General features: G+C 47.3%; 15 protein-coding genes and 1 riboswitch. Of the genes, 5 read left to right on the plus strand and 10 right to left on the minus strand.

From position 1 onward, the window contains the following. The first annotated feature begins 293 nt into the window (after positions 1 to 293). Together AC04MQ_RS05000 and AC04MQ_RS05005 are read left to right on the plus strand one after the other, a co-directional pair. The gene (locus AC04MQ_RS05000) at positions 294 to 665 is read left to right on the plus strand and encodes a TraR/DksA family transcriptional regulator (protein WP_015092510.1); all 372 of its coding nucleotides are present in this window, start codon (positions 294 to 296) and stop codon (positions 663 to 665) included. 188 nt (positions 666 to 853) lie between these two features. Beyond that, complete coding sequence (locus AC04MQ_RS05005) at positions 854 to 1,297, plus strand: hypothetical protein (RefSeq protein ID WP_015092509.1); 444 nt, start codon at positions 854 to 856, stop codon at positions 1,295 to 1,297. A gap of 87 nt (positions 1,298 to 1,384) precedes the next feature. On the opposite strand, the gene AC04MQ_RS05010 is transcribed toward AC04MQ_RS05005, so the two are convergent. Further along, positions 1,385 to 1,882 carry a GAF domain-containing protein gene (locus AC04MQ_RS05010; RefSeq protein ID WP_015092508.1) on the minus strand — a complete coding sequence of 166 codons (498 nt, stop codon included), beginning with the start codon at positions 1,880 to 1,882 and terminating at the stop codon, positions 1,385 to 1,387. Positions 1,883 to 1,884: 2 nt separating this feature from the next. Beyond that, complete coding sequence (locus AC04MQ_RS05015) at positions 1,885 to 2,769, minus strand: LysR family transcriptional regulator (protein WP_041578026.1); 885 nt, start codon at positions 2,767 to 2,769, stop codon at positions 1,885 to 1,887. Positions 2,770 to 2,892: 123 nt separating this feature from the next. Between AC04MQ_RS05015 and AC04MQ_RS05020 the strand changes: the two genes are divergently transcribed. Further along, positions 2,893 to 3,591 (plus strand): pirin family protein, encoded by a 699-nt coding sequence (locus AC04MQ_RS05020; RefSeq protein ID WP_015092506.1) that lies wholly within the window; start codon positions 2,893 to 2,895, stop codon positions 3,589 to 3,591. 72 nt (positions 3,592 to 3,663) lie between these two features. On the opposite strand, the gene AC04MQ_RS05025 is transcribed toward AC04MQ_RS05020, so the two are convergent. The 5 genes from AC04MQ_RS05025 to AC04MQ_RS05045 form a co-directional block, all read right to left on the minus strand. After that, the gene (locus AC04MQ_RS05025) at positions 3,664 to 4,050 is read right to left on the minus strand and encodes a hypothetical protein (protein WP_041578024.1); all 387 of its coding nucleotides are present in this window, start codon (positions 4,048 to 4,050) and stop codon (positions 3,664 to 3,666) included. A 152-nt stretch (positions 4,051 to 4,202) separates the two neighbouring features. Beyond that, positions 4,203 to 4,919 carry a transcriptional repressor LexA gene (gene lexA, locus AC04MQ_RS05030; RefSeq protein ID WP_475391347.1) on the minus strand — a complete coding sequence of 239 codons (717 nt, stop codon included), beginning with the start codon at positions 4,917 to 4,919 and terminating at the stop codon, positions 4,203 to 4,205. Between the two features lie 122 nt (positions 4,920 to 5,041). Continuing rightward, a complete protein-coding gene (locus AC04MQ_RS05035; RefSeq protein WP_475391349.1) occupies positions 5,042 to 5,710 on the minus strand; it encodes a hypothetical protein in 669 nt (222 codons plus the stop codon). A gap of 57 nt (positions 5,711 to 5,767) precedes the next feature. After that, positions 5,768 to 6,109 carry a hypothetical protein gene (locus AC04MQ_RS05040; RefSeq protein ID WP_015092502.1) on the minus strand — a complete coding sequence of 114 codons (342 nt, stop codon included), beginning with the start codon at positions 6,107 to 6,109 and terminating at the stop codon, positions 5,768 to 5,770. A 103-nt stretch (positions 6,110 to 6,212) separates the two neighbouring features. After that, a complete protein-coding gene (locus AC04MQ_RS05045) occupies positions 6,213 to 6,434 on the minus strand; it encodes a hypothetical protein (RefSeq protein ID WP_148278880.1) in 222 nt (73 codons plus the stop codon). A gap of 172 nt (positions 6,435 to 6,606) precedes the next feature. Between AC04MQ_RS05045 and AC04MQ_RS05050 the strand changes: the two genes are divergently transcribed. After that, entirely contained in the window at positions 6,607 to 7,497 is an 891-nt protein-coding gene (locus AC04MQ_RS05050; protein WP_015092500.1) for a M14 family zinc carboxypeptidase, read from the plus strand. A 12-nt stretch (positions 7,498 to 7,509) separates the two neighbouring features. On the opposite strand, the gene AC04MQ_RS05055 is transcribed toward AC04MQ_RS05050, so the two are convergent. Both AC04MQ_RS05055 and AC04MQ_RS05060 read right to left on the minus strand, forming a co-directional pair. Further along, positions 7,510 to 8,379 carry an endonuclease I family protein gene (locus tag AC04MQ_RS05055; RefSeq protein ID WP_015092499.1) on the minus strand — a complete coding sequence of 290 codons (870 nt, stop codon included), beginning with the start codon at positions 8,377 to 8,379 and terminating at the stop codon, positions 7,510 to 7,512. Then, a riboswitch (purine riboswitch) is annotated at positions 8,372 to 8,469 on the minus strand. It overlaps the preceding gene by 8 nt. Before the next feature lie 133 nt (positions 8,470 to 8,602). Beyond that, positions 8,603 to 9,133, minus strand: coding sequence for a hypothetical protein (locus AC04MQ_RS05060; protein ID WP_475391352.1), 531 nt, complete (start codon positions 9,131 to 9,133; stop codon positions 8,603 to 8,605). Positions 9,134 to 9,269: 136 nt separating this feature from the next. Here AC04MQ_RS05060 and AC04MQ_RS05065 point away from each other — a divergent pair, with 136 nt between their 5' ends. Further along, entirely contained in the window at positions 9,270 to 9,671 is a 402-nt protein-coding gene (locus AC04MQ_RS05065; RefSeq protein WP_235046181.1) for a hypothetical protein, read from the plus strand. Between the two features lie 457 nt (positions 9,672 to 10,128). Here AC04MQ_RS05065 and AC04MQ_RS05070 read toward each other — a convergent pair whose 3' ends face one another. Beyond that, positions 10,129 to 13,812 carry an RHS repeat domain-containing protein gene (locus AC04MQ_RS05070; RefSeq protein ID WP_015092496.1) on the minus strand — a complete coding sequence of 1,228 codons (3,684 nt, stop codon included), beginning with the start codon at positions 13,810 to 13,812 and terminating at the stop codon, positions 10,129 to 10,131. Positions 13,813 to 13,840: the final 28 nt, after the last annotated feature.

A 13,840-nucleotide genomic window follows, 5' to 3' on the forward strand; every position in this document is an offset into this window, starting at 1 on the left:
TTTCTATTTTCATTTCATGAACCCAGGGCTAGAATTCTAACGCGATGCATGTTTGGGTGGGCGATCTAATCAAATTTGGGATTATAATTGTAAGAAGATGACTTGGAGATGGGTTTGTGAGGTCAGCCGGTATGGCGCTCCCATGGCCGCAGTCAGGGATTCGTCAGGGTTTACAACGCTTTATTTAATTTTAAGTTAATGTAAGATTTTATGCTTGCAAAAATTACAGGTCTAGAACTTAATAGGTCAGTTCCAAATTGGCACTTAAGCTGGAAGGAACTCGAGGGGGCAATATGGCTATCTCTGAAAAGCTGGTGACTGAATGTCGCACAAGGCTTTTGCAATCGAAGCAGGACATCCTCAACAGAGTGAAAGAAGCTCGATTGAACTTGGACCAGAATGAGGAAAAGGGCGGCGATGAAGGCGACCAAACGGTACGTGTCCTTGCTGAACAAGAATTCCTGAGCATGCATGAAAGACTGCGTGGTCAACTGATGGAAATCGAAAGCGCTTTGGCTCGCATTGAGGGCGGCACGTTCGGTTACTGCGAAGAGACTGAAGAGGCGATTGAGCCTGAAAGACTTCGCGCTATTCCTTGGACTCGCCTAAGCATCGAAGGTGCTGAAATTCGCGAATCCATGAATAAACGCTACGCTCGCGGCTAAACCGTCAGCTCAAACGTATTTGATTTAGTATTATCTCGAGGGGATTAGAGGGGATGCCTGCATTACTGCGCGCATCCCTTTGTTTTTTTGAGATTACCTGTAAATTTACCATGACTTAACTCGTTGCGTTGGTTTTGAGGTGGGGCTGTGCTAGAACGCCTTCATCAAAACAACCAAGGAGTTAAAAGATGAAAGTTCTTTCCGCTGTGGCTGCATTGTTGGTGGCCTCTTCCGCTCAAGCCTGGAGCAGCAAATATGTAGACGTTGTAAACGGCCGTACTGTGGCTGTTAAAGCTGTAGATGCTTCCAATCAGGATGGCATCGTTTCTTTGCGCGTGGTTGTTAAGAACCAGGCTTTGAATCTGATCGATCCAAAAGGTGTTGTGACTTCAGAACAAGATGGTTTCACTTGTGATGTTGAGCGCGTGATCCTTTTGAACAGCTCTTATGATTCTGCTTCCAAAACTTATACTCAGGATTATGAATTGAAAGTGTCCTGGACACCGGGCGCGGACTGGAGCTCTTGCACAGTTCAGGTTCAACACCCTTCTTTGAATAACAACAGTGTTGTTCTTTATGTTGAAGGTGCGACGACGTCCCCTATCGAAGACGACTATCGCGATCTTTACTAGTTTCTTGATCTAATAAGTATTCTTGGAAAAGCCGGTTTTAAAATAAACCGGCTTTTTTGCTTTCAGCACTTGGGTTCGTGGCTGCTTTTAGGCGAAGCTGTCCGGCCATGTCGTTTTCGAAAGAAGAATCTGCACCATGGCTTCAAGACCCTTTTGATCTTCGCTGTCGAACCGGCTTAAGACCGGAGCATCGACATCCAAAACCCCCAGCAGCTTTCCGTTATGAATCATCGGCACGACGATTTCGGACTTGGAGGCAGCATCACAGACGATGTGACCCGGGAACTGATCCACATCCGCAATCAGCTGGGTCTGCTGCGTTTTTGCGGCCGTTCCGCACACGCCTTTGCCGATTGCAATGCGCGTGCAGGCTGGCAGTCCCTGGAAAGAGCTTAACAGCAATTCGTTGTTATGAAGCAGGTAAAACCCCACCCAGTTGATCTGGGGCAGGTGTTGTTTCAGCAGGGCTGCGAAGTTTGCCAGATTCACGAACCATTCTTTTTCAGCCATCCCTTCTGCTTCCGAAAGCAGTTCTTTATAGAATTTGGTTTTGTCTGAATAGTTGATGGACGTGTGCTGTTGCATAGCTATCTCCGCTGAGTGGACCGTTTCTGAAAGGCATTCCATACTGAACGGGCCGTAACGCCGATGGGGCGGTTTTTGGGCCGGACCAAACATAGCTCAAGATGGGTTTCAGAAGCGATGGATTTATCAATCAACACCAGATTTTTTTCTTTGGTGCATTCGCTTTTGGCGATGCGGCCCCAGCCGACGCCGCCTTCGATCATTTTCACTTTGGTGTGGTGATCGGGGACATAAATTTTATGTCCGGGTTCTTTGCTGGTTTTGCGAATGGTGGCATCGGGTTTTTCGTTGGATTGATTGCTATAGACCAGAATCTGGGGGTGCTTTGTCAGAAATTCTTTTGTCGGTGTGCGCTTTTCCTGCAGCAGGCGGCGCGAAACGGCGCTGACCAGCACGACGTCTTCCAGAAAGATGCTTTCAAGGTCCTCGCTGTTTCTGGGGGCGGGGGCGATGGCCAGGTCAATCTCGCCATCCAAAAGGCGCTGATAGCCGCCCTGAAGGATCGACTTGGTGATGACCAGATTCACCGGCAGCACGGGGCGCGCGCATTCCAGAGCGATCAGTTCCAGCACTTCGGTGGATATCAGTGGGTCCGCTGAAATATGCAGTTCGGTATCGGCTTTGTGGCGTCCCAGTTCGATACCCACGCGGGCTGTGTACTGTGCGGATTCCAGGGTGGCTTTGGCCACGGCATAAAACGCCTGGCCTTCCGGGGTCAGCTTCACTTTGTATTCGGAGCGGTCAAAGATGGTCAGGCTTAGCTCGTCTTCCAGGTTCTTAATAGCGACGCTCAGGGCGGGCTGGGAGCGGCCGACCTTGTCGGCGGCGGCCCGGAAGCTGCCACATTCGATGACGGCTTTGACGAATTCCAATTGGTCTAAGTTCATGGGTCCTCAGTGATAAATAAAAGCTATCAAGATGATAAAATATTTCAATTTTTATTTATCGTCTGAAAGCCGTAAAGTCTATTACGAAAGACAAGCATGACTTTTAAAAAAAGGGAGCAACATATGATTCAGGTAAGAAAATCCAACGAACGCGGTCTGGCACAACACGGATGGCTGAACTCCAAACACACTTTCTCTTTTGCCGAATACTATGATGAAAACTTCATGGGTTTTGGTCCTTTGCGTGTGATTAACGAAGATCGCATTGAAGGCGGCACGGGTTTCGACACCCATCCTCACCGTGATATGGAAATCATTTCTTATGTGATCGACGGCGAGCTGGCACACAAGGATTCCATGGGTAATGTGGCCGTGATCAAACCAGGCGAAGTGCAACGCATGAGCGCGGGAACGGGGATTCGTCACTCTGAATATAACAACATCCCGGGCAAGGAAACTCACTTCCTGCAAATCTGGATCAAACCGGACAAAGTCGGGGTAGAGCCAGGTTACGCGCAGAAAAACTTTGCTGACAGCTTCGGTTGCAGTGATTTGATTCTGGTGGCTTCGCACAAAGGACGTGGCGGTTCCATCACCATGAATCAGGATGTGGACATGTATGTGGCAAAAGCCCAGGATGCGGGTGAAAAAAATCACAAGACCTATCCGCACAGACATCTGTGGGTGCAGGTGATTAAAGGTGATGTGCAAGTGGATTCAAAATCTCTGACAGCAGGTGACGGTGCGGCGATCACCGACGTGGAAACACTGAAGCTTTCCTGGGGCAAAGGGGCAGAGTTTATTCTGTTCGACATGCCTTAGTCGGAAAGCGATGTGATGAAAATAAAAAAAGCGCCCTCGTTGAAGTAACGGGGCGCTTTTTGTTTTTGAAAATTAAAGACCGTGTTTGGCCATGCCTTCTTTCAGCATCTGGCAGCCTTCTTTGTAAGTGTCAGAGCTGATTTGCTGGATTTCGTTCTGAACTTCGGCTTTACAAGTCACGCCCGCATAGGCCGGGAAAACCTTTTTACATGCGGCATTTGTGGCTTTCATTTGTTCCAGAATTCTTTGTTCGTTCGGGTAGCCACCAAGCAACATCTGCAAATGGCTGAATTCAAGTACTACGGTATTATATTTAGACACGAATTCTTGAGTACAGTTGCCGTCAGCATCCACGGCTTGGGCTTTGGCATCCGCCTTGGAATCACTGCCACCACCGCCGGCACAAGCAGTCAGCATTGTCATAAGAACAGCAGCGCTCAAAATTTTTGTAGTTTTCATTTAAATCCCCTTTGTTTCCCGTCCCAGCTTTCAGAATCTGGAACTAAATTTTAGAAAAACAGCGGGTTTTTTCCGTCCCCGCTGCGGTATCCGATATGGACGACTCGCGGAGACGTAAAAGCAATGGCAGTGCCAAGGGGATATATAAGGGTTTAGAACTTACGGATCAGGCCGACAACGATCCCGCGGATTTCCACCTCATCAGGGGTGTACCACATGGATTTCATTGTCGAATTGGATGGACGTAGTTCCACCATCTTATCTGCGTCCCCAGTTTCCGGGCGGGGGCGCAGATAAAAGCGTTTCACGGTGGCTTCATTATCTACAGTTGCCACAATGATGTCGCCGTTGTTGGCGGAACTTTGTTTTTGAATCAAAATGATGTCTTCATCAAAGATCCCGTCTTCAATCATGGAATCGCCCTGCACCTTCAGTGCAAAGGATTTGGAAGGATTTCTGACCATGGAAGGGGGGACATCCACGAACTCGTCGTGTTTGATGGCTTCAATAGGTTGGCCGGCCGCCACTTTCCCAAGAAGGGGAAGTGACAGGATCTCGTCACGAGCCTGGAGGAGCTGAGTGCGAGGAGACCCTGTCTTCGTCGAGACCGTTTTTGATTGCAGCTGATCCTGAACCGCCGAAGCGGAGTGGAGCACCTGAATGGCTCGCTTCAAGTTCTGGGGATTTGAGATATATCCCTTGTTCGTCAGCTGCTTCAGATAATTCTGAACCGAGTTGAACGAAGCCAGACCGAAGTGATCCTTAATTTCTTGATATGACGGCGAAACTCCTGAACTTAAGATGTGCGCCTCGATAAACTCGAGTACGGATTTTTCTTTAGGTGTCAGTGGTGGGAGGGGCGTTTTCATCGTCATAACTTACATACGAACTTACAGTGTAAATTATATGTAAGTCAATAGCCTATTTTCAAAAAAAGAAAGGACCAGCCCTTGGGCCAGTCCTTCGTCGGTTTTCGTGCTGGAAGCGGGTTCTATTGCTTCTCAGGGGCTTTGCCGGCCTCGTCATGCTTTGGTGTCGGGCCTTTGTGCGCTGGGCCGTTTGAAGGGCCATGATGGCGGCGGGAAGCATCCACCAGCTTTTTGGTCGCCGGGTCCACGGGTTTATCAACGGCTTTCAGGATTTCAGCGATGCGGTTCAGGTTTGTCGCCCAATCCGTGAAGATGATCTGGTTGGCCGCCGCATTCACATTCATCTCGCCATCCCGGGAAGGCAGGATGCGCAGATCACGATTCAGATCCAAAACAGAAACGTGCTTCAGCGTCGCTACCCAAGTGTACATGCGCTGCGGGGATACGGATGGAACTTCAGAACTGACTTCGATCAAATCACGCTGCACATTGCGTGCGGCTTTTACCACCATTACGTCGCTCTGCTTGCTGATAGCAAAGCCATGGGTGGCATGGGCGATGGAAAGCTGATTGAAAGCTTCAGCCGGTTCAAGCGGCTCTTGATTAAAGATTGAAATAGTTCCGCGCACGCCTGGATCAATAATAAATTTCTGACCCGTGGCCTTCGAATAAATTTCGATCACCTTGGTCAGTTCTTCTTTATTGAAATACATTTTGATTTTGTCGGCAGCAGACGCCTGGGACAGAGTAAGAATGGAAACAAACAAACTTGAGATAACGTACTTAAGCATGGATCCTCCTAGCGCTGTTTAGGCTAGGAGACCTTCCAAAGACGGGCAAGTCCAGCTTTACAGCAGACCTGCCACGCAAGATGCCAGCGCTTGTTCAGCGTAAGGGGACAGGACCATGCGGACTTGGTTGTCGCGAGTTGTGGATTCGGTATAAAGATCGCTGACGTCGTTCATATGTTCGATCAGGCAGCCGGCCTTTTCAGATTTGATTTCCATTTTGACCAGGCACTTTTTATTGCGCACCGAGCAGCGGATATCGTTGTAGTGAACTCCCTGGGTCAGGTTTTCCTGATTCAGGGTTGCCAGCAGCGTGGTCTCGTCTTGAGACGACAAAAAGGCCTGGGCAGGAGATGCTGCCAAAGCCATGATTGCGGCAAGTGCGATAGTGATTTGTTTCATAGAAGCCTCCTTGTTTCTAACTATGCTTCGAGAGCTAGTTGTAACAAGCAGGACATCATAGGTAAAAGGTATATAAAGAATTCAGATATGCACGTAACGAATGTTACTCGTTACGTGGGCATTCTTTCTTTTCGTCCTTACAGACCGGTTTGATATCGGCAATCACCGGCTGTGACTCGGAAGCCACTTGGCGGGTGATCACAGGGATCGGTGTGGAGTTTTTGGCGTGGCTTACTGGCGCCATCGAGCAGTTTTGATAAAACAGTATCACGACGGGATTGATTACCAGCATCGCTACGAAACTAAAACTACCTCTATTCAACATACTTGCCTCCACACTGAGTCCTAATGGTCACACCCTTTCTTTTACGGACGAAAGCCTGCAAGACTTTAGTCAATTTGTAAGGATTCTCAGCTTGATTCAAAAAAAGCCACTTTCTCATCTTGAGAGAATTGCCAGACACAGCGATAATGATTGCTGAGTGGTTAAGAGGACTATGAAAGCATTAATTTTTTCCGCGATCCTTATGACAGTTGTTGGGGCGAAGGCGAATTTCCCTGATCTTCAGCAAGACTGTATCAATGAGCTCAAAAAATTTCCTGGCGCTTGGGATGACAAGCTTTTGCATCAGGCTTGTGCCAAGGTGCAAATCGACACTCAGTGCGTGAGTGCTGAGGGGAAGCCGATTTTTCACTATGAAAAGATCTCTTCCACACCAGGGGCGAAAAAAGTTCTGGTGTTCAGTATGATTCACGGGGATGAAACGCCGGCAGGCACCGTGGGCCGTTACTGGATGGAGCGACTGGAGGGCATTGACCCGCGCAATTCCTGGCGTGTGATTCCGGTGTTGAACCCGGATGGTGTGAAATACAAAACCCGCTATAACGCGAACAAGATTGATATCAACCGCAACTTCCCAACAAAAGATTGGGATGCAGGGGCTTTGACCGCGTGGAGACGCTCTACCGGATCTAATCCGCGTCGTTTCCCGGGTAAAGAAGGTGGCAGTGAGCCTGAAACCAAGTGCGCGATGAAGCACCTGGGTGACTTCCAGCCGGACTTTATTGTGTCAGTCCACACGCCGCTAAAAGTTTTGGATTACGACGGACCGAAAGTGAAGGCACCGCCAAAGTTTGATTACCTGCCTTGGAAATCCCTGGGGAACTATCCGGGGTCCTTGGGTCGTTACATGTGGGTGGAGCGTCAAACCCCGGTGCTGACGATGGAACTAAAGGACAATCTGCCGCCGAACCTGACGCCGTTTGAACAGCTTCAGGATATCATCGGGACGTTGGTGAAATACGAAACGTCTGCCGAGCAAAAAAAAGAGGAGACTTCCACAGCCTCCTCTCCAACTAGCTTTTTACCTGTCGCCTTGGAACACTAGTTCCAGGGCTTTCTAGAAATCACTGATAGAATCTTCAAGACCCGCGAAATCAATGAACGGGTTTCTGTTACCCTGCATTTTGTGGATCTCGTCGTTGCGGCTGATTTCTTCGTCGTCGATCGGATCTTCTTTGGACCATTTACGCAAAGTTGCTTCCTGACGGGAATCAATTGGCATGTCATATCTTACAGAGAAATAGAACAAAGCGCGAGCCACATTGCCGCGGTGATTTGCCGGTGGCATGAACACGTCAGCTCCACCCTGGGAAGCGCGACCGAAGCGGGATACTCTGCACTTCAAAGGCTTTCTGTCCTGAACAACTTCACCGAATGGGTTGTTGCCGCGGATAGAGTTCATTTCATTGTCAGTAGGGTACAAGTGGTGCATGTCAGCTTTCTGCATGCTCTTGTTGTGGCGGCCAGAGAATTTGGATTGTGGCCATGTGTGTTCAGTGTTCACGATGTTGCCATCCGGAATTCTGCCCGGAGCCGGAGCATTGCCGCCGCGGAAGTCAGCAGCGCCGCGGATGGAATCACAGTAAACGTCTTTCACTGCATATTCGCCGTGACCTTCATCAACCAAATAGAAAGAACCCAGAAGGAAGGTACGGGCACCGTCGTAACCCAAGGAAACGTGCTGATAGCAGTTGTCGCCGTTGCAGCCGTTAACGATTTGGTCGTAGCTGCCGTTCACACGAAGGTGGAAACTGCGAAGGACAAACTGAATGTTCTTTTTCAGATCGTCGTTGGAAATTCCAGTCGCCAGATCGTGGTGGAATTTTTCGCCATAATAAGGAACATCGCCGGAAGAAGGAGCTGCAAAAACGATTTGGCCACAAAGAGTGGACACCAGCACCAGAAGAGAAACTGCGGTCAACTTCACAAAGAACCTCCATAGTCAGGCATTTGAGGTGCCTGGTAGAAACGCTGCGCCCTATTCGCAACATATACGGGGAAACACAGTGAAGTTATTTCCAAAGAATCTGTGGTTGCAACAACTTAATGAAAACCAACCGTATACAAACAAATTTGCGCGGCGCGGAGGTGTCATATTCGACAAATTATCGGAAACAGGGCGTTTTTCAGCCCTGTTTTTTAAGATTTTTTCAGAAAACTCTCTGGCATTTCAGGCGCAGGTCCCAGGATTTGTTCCAGTCGTTCTGGAAAAGCAAAGCCGGTTCGCGGGATTGAATGACAAGGCGGGCTTGCAGGGATTGTTTATCCAACTGCAATTGATTCAAGACATCCAGGGTGTGCAGCAGGGAAGACCCTTTTTCCAGGGCGTTCATTTGCAGATACTTTGCGGATTCCTGCATTTCTTCACCGGCCCACGCGTGGATGTAGGTGGAGTTCAGGAACTTTGTGTGAAGACCTTCGGATTTATTATAAATGTTCTCGTACTGGGAAAGCGGGATGTATTTCAGTTCGGCCTTGGCGTAGCGCTGGCCATCACGGTAAGGCACCGAACCAATACAGACTTCCACCTTGTGCATTTGCAGTTTGGAAAGATCTGATTTCGTGACTTCGCAGGCATAACCTTCGTCAGCGGGCCAGTCAGATGTCAGAAACTCTTGGCAGTTATGGGCCCAGGACAGGGCAGGGAACAAAAGCATCGCAAGTACAAGCAGGTGGTTCATGGGTACTCCTGTGCAGGAACATAGCAAAAAACAGAGGTGGGCGACAGGGGCAGGGATCCAAGGTGAAAAACTTTCCCGTGATTCTTGTCGCTGCCAAGGCGTTATGGAATACTGCGAATGTTTCTGGAGGGGTTTCTTGGTTAAGTATTTGATGATGGAGATTGAAAAGTCCCAGTTGCTGAAGGCTGAGCACGACAACAACAGCCTGGTGCTGGATCTGGAGTGCATTCTGAGTGTGGTGGATGAAACCACCGATGTTCTGGAAAGAGCCAACAACAGTGTCACCACGAAGATCATCGTCAGAAACCCGCGCCTGAACCGCGTGCCGCCTGTAGGTTATGTGTCTGAAGGGCAGCTGGAAATCGACGACAAACCAAAAGGCTTCCTGCCACTGAATCTGGAATACAAAGGCGACTTCCGCCTAAGCCTGACCCTCGGCCCGGATGAATTCGAGACCGAAGGGGATGAGATCATTATCAAGACTGAGAGTTCGGAGATTCCGTCGGGGTACCGTAAGATTCCCGCGATGGGGTGGTAGGACAGTCTGAATAGTTCTATTTTTCTTGAAGAATACAAATAAGCAATCCAGCGATAAGAGCACTGTGGCGACCTTCAGTCGGACGTTTTCATGTTCCGTTGAATTCAAATAGTTCTTCAGGGGCTCCGAACAAGCCGTGACTATCTTATTATGAAATCATCTCGGTGTTCTCGCTCAGAATTTTTTTTAAGTCTTATGGAAATAATTATACAGACAATCCCAATCACAAAACTTAGAGCTAAACATATCATAGATATCTTTCGGCAGTTGCCAGATTCAGATTGGCAAATAATAAGTTGCTCTACTTGAGGGGAACCGAAGAAATAAGATAATAGGCAAAAGTAAATAAGTGATGCTCCACCAAGGACCCCACACATACTTCCGATAATATCAGCGCGACCTTGCGGTAAATCCTTCTTTGGCCCTGATGGAACAATATTTTTCATCCTAAAAATCCTTATATTCCTGGTGCGAATTTCAAAAGGTCACAAATACTTTTTCCGCCATAATTCACCGCCCCTGTCATAATTGCAGGAAGCGCCGCTTGTGCCATACGCAGTTTTGAGAGGGTGGATTCGAGATCAAGCTTCCTAGCGCCTCCGTCTTTGGGGCAAAGCTGATCAATGGAGCTGAGTTCTTTCTCTAAGGATTGTATATCCTCAGTGATTTTCAACGCAACCTGCTTGCCTATTGAGTCCGCGACAATAGGCAACCCCAAATGACATAAGCCCGATAAGATTGGCCCAGTGCCGCTCGCATCAGCGAAGTTCACGGGATCGTTTTCCACATACCCAAACAAATTCGTGTCACCGCCTTTAAATAGAATCGGGTCCTTGCTCGTCCACCGACCAACCTCTGGATCATAATCTCTTGCGCCAAACCTAACAAGCTTAGTGTCGTGATCGACTAGTCCCCCGGCAAAACCAATAGGTTGGAAGTCTTGATTTGAGTCGAAAGTGATTTTTCCTAACTCCGTATAATCAAGGCGTTGCGCAATTGTTCCAAGAATTGCCTCCACGATCAGTCGAGGTGAGCCAAGGTGATCCTTGAGGAACTTATATATTTTACCATCTATGATTAAGTATTCTGGAGAATTTGGGGAATTTAGGTAGACAAATTCTTTCGCTGTTTGGCTGTGGTGAGTATAGTCGACAGCAATTCTATGTCGGCCTTCATATATACGTTCATAGACTAGCTTACCATCTTTATGTGATGCAATTCTTCTTCCGTAGAAATCAAGAGAATATTTAAGGTTAGATCCAATAGATGTGTGCACTGCCTTCAATTGCCCAAAGGAATCGTGAACGAATTGGGAAATTTTCCCAATGGCGGATTCGGCGGAAGAAAGTTCTCCATTGGCTGTGTATTTAAAGAGCTGGCCATTGTATGAGATCATTCGATCTTGATCGTCAAATGTCGCGGTGAAGGGGGTGCCACTATGGGATCCTGATGTACGGTTCCCATTGCTGTCATAGATATAGGTGCTGGTGACGCGGCCGTTCTTTTTGACTTCGATCAATCTGCCTGCACTGTCATAGGTATAGCTGTATTGGGTTGTTACACCTTGTATAGTTTCACTTTTTCCGACGATTCTGAATGCTAGGTCCCTTTCTAGGGCGTATGAATATAGAGTTTTTACTGGCAGGTTTGGAATTTCTAGCCTTGCTTCGTACGTGTGAATATTTCCATAGGTATCATAAGAAAGTGTTTCCTTAATATTGTGCAGACTAGTCCCAATAGGGCGACCAGATGATTGATCGTAGGTAATCGTGAGATCTCCAACCTGTGCAATCTTACCGTCGAGACGATAGGATGTGTTGATTCGATTAGTTTTAAATTTATTTCCTTCAATTATTCGGGCGTTTCTTTGGTTCTTCTTGTTGTAGTCAAAGAGGATTTTTGTTGTACCGATGAAAGGACTAAATTGGGTCTCGCTAGTAGTATTGACTCCGCCATAAGCAAATGAAGTTTGTACTCCATAGATAGACAAGGCGCTTTTGATTCTGTCCGAGTTTGGTTCGTACGTATACGACTGCTTGCCTGACGGGGTTACTATCTCTTTTAGAAGTCCGTCCGTATCCCCATAAATATATTCCAACCTTTGGCCATCCGGTCGAATGATCGCGGTAAGCTGCTTGTCTAGGTTATATTGATATTGAGTATTCTTGTAGCCGCCACCTAGGGGGGCGGGCGGAACGTACGATTCCATTAGGCCAAATTCATTGAAGCTGAAAAGATGAATTGGTCTGCCTGGGGGGGTGATGCCAGTTTGGTTTCCGTCAGCATCGTATGAATACAAAGTGGTTCTGTTGTCCGGAGTGGTTTCTGATGTAATACGGCCTGTACTGTCGTAAGAAAATGTAGTAGTTTCGTTGCGTGCATTAGTGATCGACTCGAGGTATCCGCTTAAACTGTAAGTATAGCTGGTTGAGTTCGCGCTACCTTGATACGTGTTAGTAAGTCTTCCTTGGTTGTCATATACCATGGTAACTGGGGTGTCGCTTCCTAGTTGAGTCTGAATAGGTAACTCATATTGATTTATTTTGGTTTTATAGGTTGCTCCATTTGGTGATGTGGTGGTGTACTCCAGGTTCTGCTTGTTGAAGACTTCAGTGTAAATCGCGCCATCTTTATTGGTAGAGGTCGTAATAGTATTGTAACCGAACGGCTCTGTAAGAGGCCATGGGGAAATCGTACGATTGATTTCTGTGCGATTCTCCTTTTCATTTGTGGTGAATATCTGCAGATATGTTCGTTTTTGCGCGGCTCCAAATCGCTCATCGTACTTTGTTTTTGTGTGTTCTCGATAATGGGGCGTGATTGTATCTGTAGAGTTGTCGGTATTTTCGACTGTCGTCGTGTGGTAGCCGTAAGGTGTTAATTCTGTTTGTTTGTGCTTACCGGCTGCTAGTCTCTCAGAGCTGAACTCTGTAGCTCGGTTCAATGCACTTTTCTTTACAATGTACTCCACATAATCACTTGGGACCGCGGAAAAGGATTGTGAGTTTCCTGCAGCGCCTTTGTCTAAGGTTAACTTTCCAGATGCATTGAATGTGAATTCTGTTCGTCTGCCGCTTGGTGTTGTAAAGGTAGAAATGAGGTCCGTATTGCTATGGTAAGTTATGGAATACGTCTCGTTGTTCGGATTGGTAATTGAAGAAATAAGATTGTCAAGATTCACCGTTATGTTGGTTACTTGACCGTAGGGTGCCTGAATTTCGCTTAATACTCCATTGGATCGTGTGAAGGTGCTGGTGTTGCCAAATGAATCTACGATTTCTGAAAGATAACCCGAGCTATAGTTGAACGTGTACTTGGTGTATCCGGTTAATGAGCTGCGTGTGCGAATATGTCGTCCCGATGTATTGAAAACATAGACTTCATCTCCCTCAACAACGTTGTAGTTTCCAGCTGAGTCTGTATATGCAGTGACGTGTTTTATTTGACCGGTTCCGGTGAAGAGTTTTTGCTGTGATACGCTGTAGTGATGTACTAGCGAGACGGTCCATCCGTGTGGATTAAAGGAAGACAGGTGATTGACGTTGGTGTACGGGACTACGAACTGTGGGGCGTGGTCAGAGGAGTAGTACATAGAAAACGGTGCGCCCACGACGGGGACTAACTCACTCACAGACTGACTGGAAACTTTAATGATCGAGCCTTCGTTGCATTTGGGGTTGTTGGGTGGTTCTTGGTAGTTCTTAATTTTTCCACTTAGTTGGTATATATGGTCCTTAGTGACTGGACCGCTGTTATCAACCCCATGAAATTTGAATGAAAAGGTCGCATTAAAAAGGCCATCATCGAGAGGGGATAAAGATGAGAATAGAAGAACATATCCGCATGTAGAGCCTCCTGGGACATCCCCATCACAGGAATTGCTTTTAATAGTGAATCTATCAGAGCCCGTAATCTGGAAGTTTGTAAATTGAGCCGTTCCAACCCCAATGACTTCCCAGATCATTGTTACTTCAATTTCCTGATTGATAAACATGGATCCAAAATAGATGTTACTTTTCGGGGAAAGAACCAATCCTTTACTAGTGGTCGTTTCCACTTCCCGGATGAATAGTTCTTTTGCAAGAGCGTGATTGCAGTAAAGAAGTGAAGTCACAAAAATAATTGAAATCCATTTCATCATAAGACGTCCTCATAAATACGAATCTGTT

The organism is Bdellovibrio sp. MYbb2, assembly GCF_056175685.1.